This is a genomic window from Halobacillus sp. BAB-2008 (assembly GCF_000328325.1).
In the GTDB taxonomy this organism is placed as follows: Bacteria; Bacillota; Bacilli; order Bacillales; family Halobacillaceae; genus Halobacillus.
Map to the genome: position 1 here is coordinate 14912 of NZ_ANPF01000028.1, position 15928 is coordinate 30839.

General features: G+C 45.5%; 21 protein-coding genes. All 21 read left to right on the forward strand.

Annotated features, from left to right (window positions below; all coding sequences use genetic code 11):
- Positions 1–42: 42 nt before the first annotated feature.
- The 21 genes from D479_RS07775 to D479_RS07865 all read left to right on the forward strand — a co-directional run bounded on the left by D479_RS07775 (position 43) and on the right by D479_RS07865 (position 15924).
- Positions 43–576 (forward strand): ComF family protein, encoded by a 534-nt coding sequence (locus D479_RS07775; RefSeq protein ID WP_008635550.1) that lies wholly within the window; start codon positions 43–45, stop codon positions 574–576.
- A 73-nt stretch (positions 577–649) separates the two neighbouring features.
- Positions 650–1072, forward strand: coding sequence for a TIGR03826 family flagellar region protein (locus tag D479_RS07780; RefSeq protein WP_008635551.1), 423 nt, complete (start codon positions 650–652; stop codon positions 1070–1072).
- A gap of 77 nt (positions 1073–1149) precedes the next feature.
- Positions 1150–1413, forward strand: a complete 264-nt coding sequence (gene flgM / locus D479_RS07785; protein WP_008635552.1) for a flagellar biosynthesis anti-sigma factor FlgM — start codon at positions 1150–1152, stop codon at positions 1411–1413.
- A 12-nt stretch (positions 1414–1425) separates the two neighbouring features.
- Entirely contained in the window at positions 1426–1920 is a 495-nt protein-coding gene (locus D479_RS07790) for a flagellar protein FlgN (RefSeq protein WP_008635553.1), read from the forward strand.
- Positions 1921–1940: 20 nt separating this feature from the next.
- On the forward strand, positions 1941–3479 hold the full coding sequence (gene flgK / locus D479_RS07795) for a flagellar hook-associated protein FlgK (protein ID WP_008635554.1): 1539 nt from the start codon (positions 1941–1943) through the stop codon (positions 3477–3479).
- An 18-nt stretch (positions 3480–3497) separates the two neighbouring features.
- Positions 3498–4379 (forward strand): flagellar hook-associated protein FlgL, encoded by an 882-nt coding sequence (gene flgL, locus D479_RS07800; protein ID WP_008635555.1) that lies wholly within the window; start codon positions 3498–3500, stop codon positions 4377–4379.
- A 70-nt stretch (positions 4380–4449) separates the two neighbouring features.
- On the forward strand, positions 4450–5001 hold the full coding sequence (locus D479_RS07805; RefSeq protein ID WP_008635556.1) for a DUF6470 family protein: 552 nt from the start codon (positions 4450–4452) through the stop codon (positions 4999–5001).
- 2 nt (positions 5002–5003) lie between these two features.
- Positions 5004–5450 (forward strand): flagellar assembly protein FliW, encoded by a 447-nt coding sequence (fliW, locus tag D479_RS07810; protein ID WP_008635557.1) that lies wholly within the window; start codon positions 5004–5006, stop codon positions 5448–5450.
- The gene (gene csrA / locus D479_RS07815; RefSeq protein ID WP_008635559.1) at positions 5437–5664 is read left to right on the forward strand and encodes a carbon storage regulator CsrA; all 228 of its coding nucleotides are present in this window, start codon (positions 5437–5439) and stop codon (positions 5662–5664) included. The genes fliW and csrA overlap by 14 nt, the downstream gene beginning before the upstream one ends.
- Before the next feature lie 156 nt (positions 5665–5820).
- The gene (flaG, locus tag D479_RS07820) at positions 5821–6174 is read left to right on the forward strand and encodes a flagellar protein FlaG (RefSeq protein ID WP_008635560.1); all 354 of its coding nucleotides are present in this window, start codon (positions 5821–5823) and stop codon (positions 6172–6174) included.
- A 12-nt stretch (positions 6175–6186) separates the two neighbouring features.
- On the forward strand, positions 6187–7722 hold the full coding sequence (locus D479_RS07825) for a flagellar hook-associated protein 2 (RefSeq protein ID WP_008635561.1): 1536 nt from the start codon (positions 6187–6189) through the stop codon (positions 7720–7722).
- A 16-nt stretch (positions 7723–7738) separates the two neighbouring features.
- Entirely contained in the window at positions 7739–8128 is a 390-nt protein-coding gene (gene fliS / locus D479_RS07830; RefSeq protein WP_008635562.1) for a flagellar export chaperone FliS, read from the forward strand.
- Complete coding sequence (locus D479_RS07835; protein ID WP_008635569.1) at positions 8128–8478, forward strand: hypothetical protein; 351 nt, start codon at positions 8128–8130, stop codon at positions 8476–8478. Before fliS ends, D479_RS07835 begins: the two co-directional genes overlap by 1 nt.
- Positions 8479–8491: 13 nt before the next feature.
- Positions 8492–8872: a hypothetical protein gene (locus tag D479_RS07840; RefSeq protein ID WP_008635575.1), complete on the forward strand. Its 381-nt coding sequence runs from the start codon at positions 8492–8494 to the stop codon at positions 8870–8872.
- 259 nt (positions 8873–9131) lie between these two features.
- Positions 9132–9689, forward strand: a complete 558-nt coding sequence (gene raiA, locus D479_RS07845; RefSeq protein WP_008635578.1) for a ribosome-associated translation inhibitor RaiA — start codon at positions 9132–9134, stop codon at positions 9687–9689.
- 44 nt (positions 9690–9733) lie between these two features.
- Positions 9734–9874 (forward strand): hypothetical protein, encoded by a 141-nt coding sequence (locus D479_RS20685; protein WP_161484910.1) that lies wholly within the window; start codon positions 9734–9736, stop codon positions 9872–9874.
- A gap of 20 nt (positions 9875–9894) precedes the next feature.
- A complete protein-coding gene (locus D479_RS20690; protein ID WP_161484909.1) occupies positions 9895–10059 on the forward strand; it encodes a hypothetical protein in 165 nt (54 codons plus the stop codon).
- 120 nt (positions 10060–10179) lie between these two features.
- Positions 10180–12693 carry a preprotein translocase subunit SecA gene (gene secA, locus D479_RS07850; RefSeq protein WP_008635580.1) on the forward strand — a complete coding sequence of 838 codons (2514 nt, stop codon included), beginning with the start codon at positions 10180–10182 and terminating at the stop codon, positions 12691–12693.
- 72 nt (positions 12694–12765) lie between these two features.
- A protein-coding gene (gene prfB / locus D479_RS07855; RefSeq protein WP_152413350.1) for a peptide chain release factor 2 occupies positions 12766–13870 on the forward strand; the annotation gives its coding sequence in 2 pieces (ribosomal slippage) (positions 12766–12837 and positions 12839–13870; 1104 coding nt in all).
- A gap of 122 nt (positions 13871–13992) precedes the next feature.
- Complete coding sequence (gene galU / locus D479_RS07860) at positions 13993–14874, forward strand: UTP--glucose-1-phosphate uridylyltransferase GalU (RefSeq protein ID WP_008635584.1); 882 nt, start codon at positions 13993–13995, stop codon at positions 14872–14874.
- Between the two features lie 210 nt (positions 14875–15084).
- Positions 15085–15924 (forward strand): YitT family protein, encoded by an 840-nt coding sequence (locus D479_RS07865; protein WP_008635586.1) that lies wholly within the window; start codon positions 15085–15087, stop codon positions 15922–15924.
- Positions 15925–15928: the final 4 nt, after the last annotated feature.

The following is a 15928-nucleotide window of genomic DNA, read 5'->3' on the forward strand; positions in this document are numbered from 1 at the left end:
TCCTGCTCCCATGCTTTTAGGATAATTGAGAATCCCGGTTGTTTGAAGTGCGGGCGTCCGGATGGAGACGGCATCTGTCCGGACTGCCGGCAGTGGCAGGTTACGAATCCCGGCTTACTCGAATGGAACCGGTCTGTTTTCAGCTATGAAGAGGCTGCAAAAGATTTCGTGGCGCGGTGGAAGTATCGGGGGGATTATGCTCTTTTGGAGGCATTAATACCAGAAGTTCAGCGGATTTTTAAGCGTGAGCAGCTTGGCGAAGTCTCATTTCTTGCCGTTCCTTTAAGTATAGAAAGAGAGAAAGAGCGTGGGTTCAATCAGTCAGAAGCAATCATTCATCATCTTGGTCTTAAGCCAATCCATGCATTCAAGCGTGTTCATTCTGGGAAACAGGCGAAGAAGGGCCGCCAAGGACGACTTCGCGGCATCAATCCTTTTTCGCTGGTGACAGAAGTTGATGGTCCCTGCGTGATCGTCGATGATATCTATACGACAGGAAGGACCATCCGCCATATGGCAGCCCTTCTGAAACAATCGGGTTGCCCGGCGGTCTATTCTTTTACGCTTTTTCGATGAATATACTCTCCGGACTTTGGAATCTCTTTTTTCTGACGATATAATATAAAAGAGAGATTTGGGAGGCGGAATGATGGGAGAAGTGGCGAATTGTCCCAGATGTAACGGCATTTTCATAAAAGGTTCTTCGGTAGTTTGTCCGAACTGTAAGCAGAAGGAAGAGAGCGATTTTCAAGCCGTGTACACTTTTATGCGTAAAAAACAGAACCGGACGGCTGTGGTGGCAGAAATTGTTGCTAAGACTGGCGTTTCGGAGGAGAGAATCAGGCAGTTTGTAAAACAAAAGCGCCTGCATCCCTCCCAATTTCCGAATTTAGATTACCCTTGTGAGAAATGCGGGACGTCGATATCTGAAGGTAGAATCTGTAAAGGATGCCGGGAAGATATCACGCGTGGTGTTGCTGTCGATGAAAGAAATAAAGCACTGGAGAATCGAAAGCGTGCAGCTGAGAAAGAGCGTGTGAGCAGGACTTATTATTCAGTAGAAAATGATTAATAAGGCATATTAAACTACAAAAGAACGATACCGATAAAAGAGGTAAATACAACCGGACTGGAAACGAGGTGAACACGATGAAAATCAACGGGCCGAATTCCACTAATTTTAATCCCTATCAGAAACAAATCCAGAAACAACAGGACGTCCGTATGCAGCAGAAGAATGATCAGCTGCACATTTCCAAGGAAGCGAAGATGATGCAGGAGGCGGACAAGCCGGATCAAGCCCGCATGAATCTCATCGAGAAGATCAAAGCAGATATTGATTCTGATCAATACAAGGTAGATACGAATGCGGTTGCTAAGAAAATGCTCGATTTCTGGTCAACCAAAGAATAAAGGAGAACGGATATGACAGTAAATGCGATCGTTGAAGAAATGGGACGCCTGCAACAGCTGCATGAGAGTCTTCTCGCGTTGTCGACGCAAAAGACAAGTGCTTTAAAATCTAATGATACAAAGGCAATTCAGCAGCTGTTGACTAAAGAGCGTAAACACATTCAGGCGATAGAGAAAATAGAGAAAGAACGCAGGACAGCCGTCGACAGCTGGCTTCACAAAACAGGAATGAATATGGATAACCCTACGGTTTCCGCCATTTGTGAATGTCTTGAAGGGCAGGATAAGCAGATGCTGGAAGGAGCATATGAGTCGCTTCTTCATGTTCTTGCAGACTTGAAGAGTCAGGAAGAGTTGAATGCGGAACTTACAAAGCAGTCCTTGCAGTTCGTTTCCCTATCCCTGGATCTTCTGCAGCCATCCATTCAGTCGATGAACTATGCTCAAAACGAAAACCCAGGTGATAGTGGTGCGCCGAAGCGCTCGCTGTTTGATTCCAAAGCTTAACAGAAGAGGAGCAAAAGAATATGGTATCAACTTTCCACGGACTGGAAGTGGCAAAGCGGGGACTCTACGCCCAGCAGTCCGCTTTATACACGACAAGCCACAACATTGCTAATGCGAATACAGAAGGATATACGAGGCAGCGCGTAAATTTTGAGCAGACTGGTCCTTTCCCTCCTGCTTCAAGGAACCGACCGCAAATACCCGGTCAGGTGGGAAGCGGAGTGCAGGCAGGCTCCATCGAACGTGTACGTACGGGATTCCTCGATCACCAATTTCGTGGGGAAAACAGTAAATCCGGCTATTATGACTCCCGCTCGGAAGCGTTGGGCAGATTGGAGACGGTCATGAATGAACCTTCTGAGGATGGCTTGTCTGCAACGATGGACCGCTTTTGGAAATCTCTCCAGGATTTATCCACGAATCCGGAGAATTCCGGAGCAAGGTCCGTCGTAAAACAACGGGGCGAAGCAGTAGCGGATACGTTTAATTACCTGGCGGGCACCCTTCAGACGATTCAGAAGGATATCAAACAGGAAACACGTGTGACAGAGACAGAGATCAATTCGATTGCCAATCAAATCAACAACATCAATCGGCAGATTTCAGAAGTCGAGCCGCACGGCCTTGTTCCTAATGATTTATATGACGAACGGGATCGCCTCATTGATCAGCTTTCCAAACATGTGAACGTTCAGGTAAGCTACGAAAACACGGCGGATTCGGCAAGTCCTCTGGCTATGGGGAATGTAACAATTTCGTTAGTTGACAAGGACGGTCAGGATTTGACTCCAGCAGCGAAACTTGTTGATGGAGCTGTTAATGAAGTGAATACTGTCCAAGTTTCTTACGAGAACGGAGGACCGGCAGCCAATGGTATACAAATAGGAGAAGAGACGTATTCCATTGAAAGTTTTGGATCTCAGGGGAAACTGAAAGCATTGATCGAATCAGGCGGGTATATCGAGGCTGGAGAACAGAAAGGAACGTATGCAGAGATGCTTTCCAATCTTGATCGGATGGCGACTGGTTTTGCTGACGCTTTCAATACGATTCATAAAGAAGGACAGTCTCTGAACAGTATAAAAAACGGGGATGCTGTTCCTGATTTCTTCGCTATTGATATGACCGAAGTAAATGAAGATGGTGTAGTAGAAGGAATTGCGGGCAGGCTGTCTCTCACGGATGAGATTCAGACAGATCCGGATCATATCGCAGCAGCAGGAGCCTTGCAGACAGGGAACGGAGAAAATGCTCTGAGACTCTCTGAAGTGCAGAACGAAGCTAATGCTCTTTTTGGAGAAGAGACGTCATTAAACAGCTTCTACCAATCGATGATAGGAACGATGGGCGTAGAAGCACAGGAAGCATCACGCATGTCCAGAAATGCCGGCACGTTGAAATCAGCCGTGGATGAGCAGCGGCAGTCAGTCAGCTCGGTTTCTCTCGATGAAGAGATGTCTAACATGATTAAATTTCAGCATGCCTATAACGCAGCAGCCAGAAATATCACTGTCATAGATGAGATGCTCGATACAATCATCAACCGGATGGGTGTGTAGAAAGGAAGGTGAACCTAAATGCGTGTTACGCAATCCATGCTGTCGAACAATATGATGCGCAACTTGAGCGACAGCTACCGCAATATGGGAATATACCAGGATCAGCTTGCAACTGGGAAGAAAATAAGCAGGCAGTCTCAGGATCCTGTTGTTGCAATGAAAGGAATGAATTACCGCTCTCAAGTAGAGGAAGTAGAGCAGTTCCAACGGAATATCGGCGAGGTGCACAACTGGATGGACAATACGGACTCCTCTCTTGATAAGGCGACGCAGGCAATGCAGAGAATACGAGAGCTGACGGTACAGGCGAGTAACGATACATATGAAGAAGGACAACGCACCGCTGTCGCTAAAGAAATACGTCAGTTGAAAGAACACCTCGGTACGATAGCTAATACGAAGGTGAACGACAAATATATTTTCAACGGGGCAAATACGCTGGAAGCGCCTTTTGATATCAGTGATTTGGAAAATTCCGGTCCGCCGAGTTCAGATCCGGTCCTCATCGAAGTATCTGCTGGAGTAAAAATCCAAACGAACGTCACAGGAGGAAATGTCTTCAATCAGGATTTGTTTCAGGACTTGGAGAACTTTGCATCAGCCCTTGAAGGAAACGGTACCGAAGAGGAGCTTGGCAGCTTTCTTGATACCTTTGACGGACATATCAACGATATCGTAAACGAACGCGCAGACCTTGGAGCTCGGATGAACCGTGTTGAGCTGATTGAAGACCGTCTGGAGACGCAGAAAATCAGTGCGACGAAAATGATGTCCGATAACGAAGATGCCGATATAGAGAAAGTAATTACGAATTTAAAGACACAGGAGAGCATCCACCGGGCTGCAATGGGCGTCGGTGCGAGGATCATCCAGCCAACACTGATGGACTTCCTGCGCTGACGAATATCACTAAAATAGGAAGCTTTCTCTGGTATAGAGGAAGCTTCTTTTTACGAAAGGGAAGAGAAACATGGGCGTCCCGCAAATCCAATTACAGACCTCTCCGGGGAAGATCAGCATTTTGACAAAGAGACCGGAACAAACAATCCGTCAACCAAGGGCCGAGCAGTCGATAGAACAACCTAAAGCTGATGTAACCATACGCCAGAAAAAAGGGAAGCTTACGATTGACCAAACGAATGCATGGCATAACATCGATTTAAAAAGTTCCCCTGTACGTACAAGAGAGCTCGCAGGAATGGCAAGGGAAGACCTGCTGTCAGGGATCGCAAGGGTGGCCGGCGAAGGAGACGAGCTGATGAGGATTGAAAACGGCGGCAGTCCAATTGCCGATCAAGCTCAGCGTAACAGCGGCTATGACTTCACTTTCACCCCTGGCGGCCGTCCTGTCTACGAACTCGTTGCTCTTTCTTATGAGCCTGGGAAAGCGGAAATTTCCGTGACACCAAGGAAACCAATAATTGAAACCGTGCCCCATAAACCAGAACACATCTATAGAAAGGGGGCTGTCCAAGTGGAGATGGCCCACTATCCAGAATTGAAGATTGATTGGAAGGTGTAAGCATGTATATACAGACAAAATATTTTTCTGAGTTGGAAGTAACGGACAGCGATCTTTTAGTATTCGCCCATGGTTTGCCCGGGTTTGAAGACTATCATCAATTTGTTTTACTTCCAATCGATGACACTGGAACCTACTTCGTATTACAGTCCGTCGAAGAAGCGGATGTAGCTTTGATCGTAACGAATCCGTACCTTTTCTATAAAAATTATTCTTTCGATTTTGATGAGAAATCTATGGGGATTAAAGGACTGGAAGAAGTAGCGGTGTACAGTGTCGTCACGTTAGAAGATCCGTTTGAGAAATCTACGTTAAACCTTCAGGCACCGATCGTTATCAATGTCAGGACAAAAGAGGGAAAACAAATCATTTTGAATGATTCCGTCTACCGGACGAAACATGAACTTCTTCAGGAAATAAAAGGTGGTGGCAATCATGCTCGTTCTTAACAGGAAGGAAGGGGAGTCGCTTCGAATTGGCGACGATATTATTGTCACGATTACAGCCGTCGAAGGTGGTCAGGTGAAACTTGGTATCGAAGCCCCGAAAGATATCGCCATCCACCGCGAAGAAATTTATATCTCTATTAAGGATGAAAACAAGGCAGCAGCCTCTGCTCCCGATCATATGCTCGATTTGTTAAAAAGCTTCCATACGGATTAATTCATCGCTAGAGGTATTGGAGGTAAAAGGGTATAGTCGGTGTCTTGGTTCAGATTGTATATAGGTAAGCAATTCTTTTCTTCCCCGTTCTATTAAACTAATTTCTCTTATTCCGATATTATTATAAAGCGAATGAGATTTAAGGAGTTGTTCGGTGTGGATATAACTAAGCATCAATCACTTCTGCAGAGCATTATGCCCCTTAGTCCTACAACAACCGCTCAGAAGCAAGGTTCAGTCGCGCAGGAAGGTTTACAAAAAGCGGTCTATTTTTCCGATCGGAATGAGAAAGAGAAAGTGAAACAAATGGTGGAAAGTGTAAATGAGTTTCTGAAACCGGTAAGAACTTCGCTTCAGTTCCAATTTCATGACAAGCTTGGCGAGTACTATGTAACCGTCGTTGATAATGAAACGAGAGAGGTCGTTAAGGAAGTGCCTCCGAAGAAGCTTCTTGATATGTACGCGGCGATTGCAGAGAAGCTGGGGTTCCTTGTCGATCATAAAATATAAGCAGGTGATCATATGAGTGATATGCGAATTGGCGGTCTTGCATCCGGAATGGATACAGATCAGATTATAAAAGACTTGATGAAAGCGGAACGTATGCCGCTAGACAAAATGGAGCAGAAACGGGAGTGGCTCACTTACCAGAGAGACTCCTATCGTGATGTGAACAAGCTGCTTTCGGAATTGGATGAAATGGCGTTCGATATGCGGTTGGAACGCACCTATTCCCAAAAAACGACAAGCTCATCGAGCGATGCTGTGTCTGCAACAGGGACCGCGACGGCAGATAACGGCAGTTATAAAGTAGAAGTGCTGGCACTTGCTGAACGGGCTTACAACTACAGCGAGAGCCGCATAACTAATGGAAGCTTCGATCCTGATGATGCACTTCAAAATCAAAAAGACAATTTTATAAACGGACTGACACTGGATGAAGCCTTCTCGATTACGACCTACAATGCGGAGGGAGAAGAAACGACAGTGTCCTTCGATGTATCCGGGGATAAGTCGTTGAATGACTTGTTAAAGGAAATCAGTGACTCGGATCTTGGTGTCCGGGCTTTTTATGATAAAGGTGCAGACAAGGTAATGATGGAGCGTACCGTAACAGGAAACTTTAATAAAGACGAAAACAAATTTCTTGGTGCGGAAATCGGCTTTAATGGAAGTACGGCTCCTTTTCTAGCCGATACACTAAATATTAAGAACGGGTCAAATGATGGGACTGGATGGGTTTTAAATGAGAAAGGCGGGACAGATGCCCGTTTCAAATACAATAATTCCTTTGAAATGACGTCACACACAAACGATTATAGTTTAAACGGCATGAATTTCACCTTCCACGAAGTCGGGACGTCTACGATCAGTGTTTCCAATAACGTCGATGACTCCTTTGATAAAGTGAAAGAGTTTGTTGATAAATATAATTCCATCATCGAAGACTTGAATGGAAAGCTTCAGGAGAAGCGTTACCGCGACTTTCAACCGTTGACAGCAGAACAAAAAAAAGCAATGGAAGAGAACGAAATTGAATTATGGGAAGAGAAATCGAAGAGCGGGATGCTTAGAGGCGATTCCGTCATCAGTAGTGCTCTGAGTAAAATGCGCCAGAATTGGTACACTCCCGTGGAGACAGGTGGTGCGTTTACCCAGCTGGCCGACATCGGCATTAAGACCTCCTCCAACTATCTGGATCGTGGGAAACTGGAAATTACCGAGGCGGACCTTCGTAAAGCACTCCAGGAGGATCCATCCTCCGTTCGCCAGCTTTTTGCAGGAACGGAAGAGAATCCTGGTATTGCGCGCAGGTTGGAGGCGACGATGACGGAAGCGGTCAAGTCGATTGAGAGCAAAGCCGGAAAACCGACGAGCCTGGACAATAATTTCCTGCTGGGGAGACAGATCAAGGATATCAATGAGGAAATGACAGATTTCGAGGACCGTCTGACATCCATAGAGGATAGGTACTGGCGGCAATTTGGCGCAATGGAGAGTGCCATTCAGAAGATGAATTCCCAATCCGCATATATTATGCAGAACTTTTTTAATTAAAGGAAGTGTTTGATAGATGTCTATTCAAGCGTATCAAAACAACTCTGTTTCCACAGCTTCTCCCGGGGAACTGACGCTCATGCTTTATAATGGCTGTATTAAGTTTATTAAAGCCGGGAAAAAAGCGATGGAAAGCAACGAGATCGAAGCAAAAAATACAAACATTCAAAAAGCCCAGAAGATTATCCAGGAGCTGATGGTCACCATCGACGATCAGTATGAGGTATCGAAACAGATTCTTCCGCTCTATGATTATATGAACCGTCGCTTGATCGAAGCGAATACGAAAAATGATACCGGCGTTCTTGATGAAGTTCAAGGAATGGTGGAGGAGTTTCGTGATACTTGGAAGCAGGTGCTGCTTGCTGACAGGAAACTTCAGCATGGTTCCGGCGGGAATGCTTGATGTGTGTGTGGGAGCAGTTTCTAACAGTAACGAAAGAACTGAAACACACTGTAGAACAGCCCGTAACGGACCAGAATAGAGCGGGAATCATTGCAGATATTCAGAAACTTTTAGCGAAAAGAGATGATTTGCTTCCCCATCTTCCTCAGCCTTCTCGATCAGAGCAAGAACTGGTTAGAGCTGTCGGTAACCATGATCTTGTGATTAATCAAAAGATGGAGTTTCTTTTTGAAGGGTTAAAAAGGGATATGCGGAACATGAAGAAGCAGAAAAAATCAAAACAAAGCTATACAAATCCGTATCAAAGCATTTCTGGTTATGACGGGATGTATCTGGACCATAAGAAGTAGAATAGGTGATTATTTGAAAGCTTTGGCAGAAGCTCAGCACTACTTGCTTATCCAATATGACAACCTAATACATACAATCAGTGAAGGGTTGGAATATGTGGAAAAACAAATCTGTGATGGAGGTTCATTCAGGACACCAGTGGTTTTCCAGGGTATCCTGGATGCCTTCATCCAGATGAACCACACCCATGAGCAGATAGCAGACATCTTCAACGAAGAGGGGATGCACCTGCTTTTAGAAGAATTCAGTCGGATGATCATTCATTTACAGGCATGGTTTGATGAAGATACAGAAGAAGGGAAAATACTTCTCCTTCGTACCCGGATCATTCCAAGTTATGAAGCTTGGAAACTGGACGTTCAGCGGTATCTGTATCCATATGTCTGCCATTAATAGAGAGAAACAAGTCCGTCCTCTTCTTAGTAAGGGGGCTTTTTTAAGTTCTCCTTTGATAGAAGAAACACCCTCTTCCACCCGATGTTTATATTTTTCTACTTAATGCGACCGTCGAAAATCAACGTTTTTCCCTCCGATTGACACCTTCCAGCAATTACCGACACAAATATGACAAAATATTTAGAAAGTTTATGCAGGAAAGGCCATGGGTATGGTAGAATATATATCACATAAGGATGAAAGGAGGACACTTCTGATGCTACAATACAACATTCGTGGTGAAAACTTGGAAGTGACGGATTCTATCAAGGATTATGTGGAGAAAAAGGTGGGCAAGCTTGAACGCTACTTTGACACTCCCCCGACTTCCGAGGTACACGTAAACTTAAGTGTCTATAATGATGAGCAGACAATCGAGGTAACGATCCCGATGAAGAATTTACTTCTTCGTGCCGAGGAACATAACACAGATCTATATGCTGCCATCGACCTTGTGGTAGATAAATTGGAACGACAGATTCGAAAGCATAAAACGAAAGTGAATCGCCGTTTCCGCCAAGAGGGTGCTCCGAAATACGTCTTTGCTGAACTTGAACGCGAGTCTCAGCAGGGCCAGATCCAAGATGAGAATGAACTCGATGTACAAATCGTAAAAACGAAACGTTTTGACTTGAAACCGATGGACAGCGAAGAAGCGGCTCTTCAAATGGATATGCTGGGTCATAACTTCTTTGTCTTCACAAATGCAAGCACCGACGAAACAAATATTGTCTACAAACGTCGGGATGGCCGTTATGGCTTGATCGAAACTTAATATAAGAAAAGATGCTCCTCCTGCCCCGGCAGGAGGATTTTTTAATGTTTGTAGAGTTTGATGTAGCAATTCTTCCTTTTTTATACGCTGAAAAGGGAATTTTCGACATGAAAACCGGTGAAGAATTGATATTTGGCTCCTCGCTCCAGTCTTATTTATGTAGTATAAACAGTGTAGAAGATTAATTAGATGAGGAGAGGATGGAATGATGTGCAACGAATGCAGGGATGTTAAGGAACGTTTGAAAAGACAGGAAGATACGATTGCCCAACTGGTTACGATTATTGCCGCCACCAACCGCCGTGTCTCCGATATGGATCAGTTTCTCCACGAGCCACTAAAAGAGGAAGTAACCCCCTCCCCAATATAATATTTCCACACAAATTCCTCATTTGTCTCCTTTATTGTCAGTCTGCTTCTCTTAGTGTTATGATAGGACATGGATTACACTATTTAATGAAGATAGGAAATCAATAGAGGAGCGGTTTCAATGCTTGGAACGTTAAAAAAAATATTTGGCGATGGAAATAACCGCCAACTCAAAAAGTTAGAAAAGGTTGCCGACGATATTGAGGCAATGGAATCACAAATAGAGAAATTATCCGATGAAGAACTGACAAATAAGACAGCTGAATTTAAAGAGCGTTATGAGAAAGGCGAGAAGCTGGATGATATGCTTGTCGAGGCATTCTCGGTCGTCCGGGAAGCTTCTAAGCGTGTTCTTGAGATGCGTCCCTTCAAAGTCCAGCTTTTAGGCGCGCTCGCTCTGCATGAGGGTAATATTGCAGAGATGAAGACAGGGGAAGGTAAAACTCTTGCTTCCACAATGCCTGCCTACTTGAACGCAATTACAGGAAAAGGTGTACACATCATCACGGTCAACGATTACTTGGCCAGCCGTGACGCGAAGGAAATGGGTGAGCTGTTCCAATTCCTCGGATTGACTGTCGGTCTTAACCTGAACGGGATGTCCAAGGAAGAGAAACGTGATGCTTATCTGGCTGATATCACGTACGGAACGAATAACGAATTCGGGTTTGATTACCTGCGTGACAATATGGTGCTTTATAAGGAACAGATGGTCCAACGTCCGTTACACTATGCCATTATTGACGAGGTCGACTCTATTCTAATTGACGAAGCACGTACGCCGTTGATCATTTCCGGCTCCGCTTCAAAGTCTGCAGACTTGTATCAGTCTGCAAACTCGTTCGTCCGTCTTCTTGAGAAAGAAGAGGACTTTACGTATGATGAGAAAACGAAAAATGCCCAGCTTACAGAAGAAGGTATTAATAAAGCAGAACGGTTCTTTAAAATTGAGAACTTGTTCGATTTGTCCAACGTCTCTTTGATTCATCATATCAATCAGGCGCTGAAGGCCCATTCTTCTATGCACCGTGATACGGACTATGTCATTGAAGACGGAGAAGTAGTCATTGTGGACCAGTTCACAGGCCGTCTGATGAAGGGACGCCGGTACAGTGATGGTCTTCACCAGGCTATCGAAGCAAAAGAAGGCTTGGAAATTCAAAATGAAAGCCAGACGCTTGCCTCCATCACATTCCAGAACCTTTTCCGTATGTACGAGAAGCTTTCCGGGATGACCGGTACAGCAAAAACAGAAGAAGAGGAATTTCTGAACATTTATAATATGCGTGTTATTGTCATTCCGACGAACCGCGACATTGCGCGTGATGATAAGCCGGACCTCGTTTATAAAACGATGGATGGAAAATTCAAAGCGGTAGTGGAAGATATCAAACAGCGTTATGATCTTGGGCAGCCTGTCCTTGTCGGGACCGTTGCTGTCGAGACGTCTGAAATTATCTCCCGCTACTTGAATAAAGCCGGCGTTCCGCACAACGTCCTCAATGCGAAGAACCACTTCAGAGAAGCGGAAATCATTGAGAATGCAGGTCAAAAAGGTGCGGTGACAATCGCAACTAACATGGCCGGTCGTGGAACGGACATCAAGTTAGGCGAAGGCGTCAGAGAGCTTGGCGGACTGGCTGTCATCGGTACAGAGCGTCATGAATCACGTCGGATCGATAACCAGCTCCGTGGTCGTTCCGGTCGTCAAGGGGACCCTGGTATGTCCCAGTTCTATCTGGCGACGGATGACGAATTGATGCGGCGCTTCGCCTCAGACAATATTCGCAGTATGATGGATCGTCTCGGTATGGATGATTCTCAACCGATCGAAAGTAAAATGATCTCCCGCGCTGTTGAATCTGCCCAGAAACGGGTGGAAGGAAACAACTTTGATGCTCGTAAAACCGTTCTTTCCTATGATGATGTGCTTCGCCAGCAGCGTGAAGTTATCTATAAACAACGATATGAAGTGCTGACTTCTGAGAACCTGCGTGAAATCATAGAACAGATGATAGAACGTGTCGTGTCTCAAACAGTCGATGTTCATACGGCAGATGACGAGGACGAAAACTGGAACCTGGAAGCAGTTGCAGAGTATTTGAGAGCTAACCTTCTTCAGGAAGGGGACGTTACTGCTGATGACCTGAAAGGTAAAGATCCGGAAGAAATGAAGGAACTGATCCTCGATAAAGTCAAGCTGCGCTATGACGAGAAGGAAGAAGAGCTTTCATCCGAACAAATGCGGGAATTTGAGAAAGTTATCCTGCTTCGTTCCGTCGACCAGAAGTGGATGGATCACATTGATCAGATGGACCAGCTTCGTCAAGGAATTCATCTGCGTGCTTATGGGCAGAACGACCCACTTCGTGAATATAACTTTGAAGGCTTCCGTATGTTTGAACAGATGATTGCAAACATTGATGAAGAAGCGGCCCGTTATATTATGAAAGCGCAGATTCGCAACAACCTTCAACGACAGGAAGTTGCGCAGGGGGCGAAAGCCGTCTCCGGCGGCGGGGAAAGCAAGGAAGCGAAGAAAAAGACCCCTTTCGTGAAGAAAGATACAGTCGGTCGAAATGACCCTTGTCCTTGCGGAAGCGGTAAGAAATACAAGAATTGCCACGGTCAATAAGGTTGAAGACACTCTCTTTATATAAGAGGGTGTCTTCCCTTGTGTGTTAGATATTAAGAGGAGTGATCATTTATGGATATGGCAGAAATTCGCCACGAGTTAGATAATACAGCTAAGAGATTAGCGGACTTCAGGGGGTCTCTTTGACGTCGATCATAAGAAGACCCGCATTGCAGAATTAGAGGAACAAATGACAGAGCCTGGTTTTTGGGACGACCAAAACACGGCTCAAAAAGTCATTGACGAGGTGAACGGGCTGAAAGGTTTAGTCCACACACTGGAAGCACACGAGGAATCCCACGAAAACCTTGAAGTTTCCTATGAGCTTGTAAAAGAGGAAGCGGATGAGGAACTGCTGGAAGATCTTATACAAGAAGTCCAGCAGCTCTCTAAGGATTTGAACGAGTATGAGCTTAACATTTTGCTCAGCGAGCCTTACGACAAAAATAATGCGATTCTCGAACTTCATCCCGGTGCAGGTGGAACAGAGTCACAAGACTGGGCGAGCCTTCTGCTGCGTATGTACACCAGGTGGGCAGAGAAGAAAGGTTTTTCCGTCAGTACGATGGATTACCTTCCGGGAGAAGAAGCTGGTGTCAAGAGTGTCACGCTTCTTATTAAAGGTCATAATGCGTACGGCTACTTGAAAGCGGAAAAAGGCGTTCATCGCCTTGTACGGATATCTCCGTTCGATTCCTCGGGCCGTCGTCACACATCTTTCGTATCGTGCGAAGTAATGCCGGAATTCAATGACGAAGTGGAAATCGATGTGAAAACAGAAGATCTTAAGATCGATACGTATCGTTCCAGTGGTGCCGGCGGGCAGCACGTTAACACAACAGATTCCGCTGTCCGGATTACCCACCTGCCAACGAATACAGTTGTAACCTGTCAGTCTGAGCGTTCTCAGATCAAAAACCGTGAGCAGGCTATGAAGATGTTGAAGGCAAAGCTCTATCAACTTGAGATTGAGCGTCAGCAGCAGGAGCTAGACGATATTCGTGGAGAACAGAAAGAAATCGGCTGGGGAAGTCAGATCCGTTCTTACGTCTTCCACCCGTATTCAATGGTGAAAGATCACCGGACGAATATTGAAAATGGAAATACACAAGCTGTCATGGATGGAGACCTTGATAAGTTCATCAATGCGTACCTTCGTTCTCAAATGGATAAATGATATAAAAGCTTTCCGCCCAAAAGGCGGGAAGCTTTTTTTGTTTGTCATTATAGATGATTTTCCTGAAGAACGAAATTCTGCTACTATGAAAGCAGATACATACGGAGGAGGCGTTAGGAAGGATGAAGGTGAAAAAAGCAATTATACCGGCTGCCGGGCTCGGGACAAGGTTTCTTCCGGCGACGAAAGCGATGCCGAAAGAAATGCTGCCAATCGTTGATAAGCCGACTATACAGTACATTGTAGAAGAAGCCATTGAGTCCGGGATAGAAGATATCATTATCGTAACAGGGAAAGGAAAACGTGCGATTGAAGATCATTTCGATCACGCGTTTGAGCTGGAGGAGAACCTTTTCAAAAAAGGGAAGATTGACCTGCTTCAGGAAGTGAAGCAATCCGCGAAGGTTGATATCCACTATATTCGCCAGAAAGAGCCGAAGGGGCTCGGTCATGCTGTCTGGTGCGCGCGTAAATTTATAGGTAATGAGCCTTTTGCGGTTCTGCTTGGTGATGATATTGTGCGTGCCGATAAGCCATGTTTAAAGCAGTTGATGGAACAGTATGAAGAAACAGGGGCTTCTGTGATTGGTGTTAAAGAAGTGCCGAGAGAAGAGACCTTCCGGTACGGTATTATCGACCCTGAGGAGCAGCAGGATCGTCGTTACGGGGTGAAGCGCTTCGTTGAAAAACCGAATGTGGAAGACGCCCCATCCAATCTTGCCATCATCGGCCGCTACATATTCACACCCGATATCATGGGTTTGTTGTCCACGCAGGAATCAGGCGCCGGCGGTGAGATTCAATTGACCGATGCCATTGAACGTTTGAATGCAGAGCAGCCGGTGTATGGGTATCGATTCACTGGCGACCGATATGACGTTGGTGATCAACTTGGCTTTATTAAAACAACTCTTTCTATTGCTATGGAGAGGGAACATATGAGAGATGATGTCCTGAAACTTCTTCATGAGGTGTTGGAAGAACAGGAGTCAATCCAACGGTGAAAAAAGCAGGGGTGCCCTGCTTTTTTTCATGGATAGAAACGGTGGAATGAATGAGACTATACATAGACGCTTTACTCTGGTAACACGTTATCCGGCATTCATTTACACGGTGGGTGCCTAGTGTTATACTCCAATCGGTTAAATAAACGGGACAAATGTTCAGGGAGAGTTGGACAATATGATGATGGCAAAAAATACCGTAGAGAACCGATGCCGCCGCTGCTCCGGCATGGGTTCGATTATGTGTTGGTTATAGTAGGCGCATTCTTCGTTGCGCTGGCATTTAATTTATTCTTATTGCCAAATAATATCGCTTCCGGTGGTGTTGCTGGAATTAGTACCATTACGAAGTACGTCTTCGGATGGGAACCCGGCATTGTTCAATGGGCGCTGAATATCCCATTATTTATAATGGGACTGCTGATTCTCGGCAAAAATTTCGGCATCAAATCGTTTGTCGGCACGGTTACACTCCCGCTATTCGTGCTTCTGACAAGTGAACTTGCCCCTGCGACTCCCAATCCTCTTCTTGGGGCAATTTTCGGAGGTATGGGAGTAGGACTGGGTCTCGGCATCGTATTTCGCGGCAGAGCTTCTACAGGCGGGATTGACCTGGCAGCTCAAGTCGTACATAAGTATACACACCTCCCTCTCGGAATTTGCGTTGCAATGCTGGACGGAACGATTGTGATCACTTCGGCTTTCGTCTTTTCGCTTGAATCCGGTCTTTACGCCTTGATTGGATTGTTTGTAACAAGCCGTACGATTGATTTCGTTCAGGTTGGATTAAACACATCAAAAAATGTTCTCATTATAACGGATGAAGTGGATGGAGTAAGGGCAGCCATATTCAAGCGGATCGACCGCGGGGTAACGGTTTTAAGCGGATCGGGCGGATATACGGATAAAGAGAGACAGGTCGTTATGTGCGTCGTTCAGCAGAATGAATTCATTAAATTGACACAAACGGTTAAAACGGTGGACCCGCGGGCATTCGTTGTCGCCATGAATGCGACCGAAGTTCTCGGTGAGGGTTTCAAAACGACGTGACTCG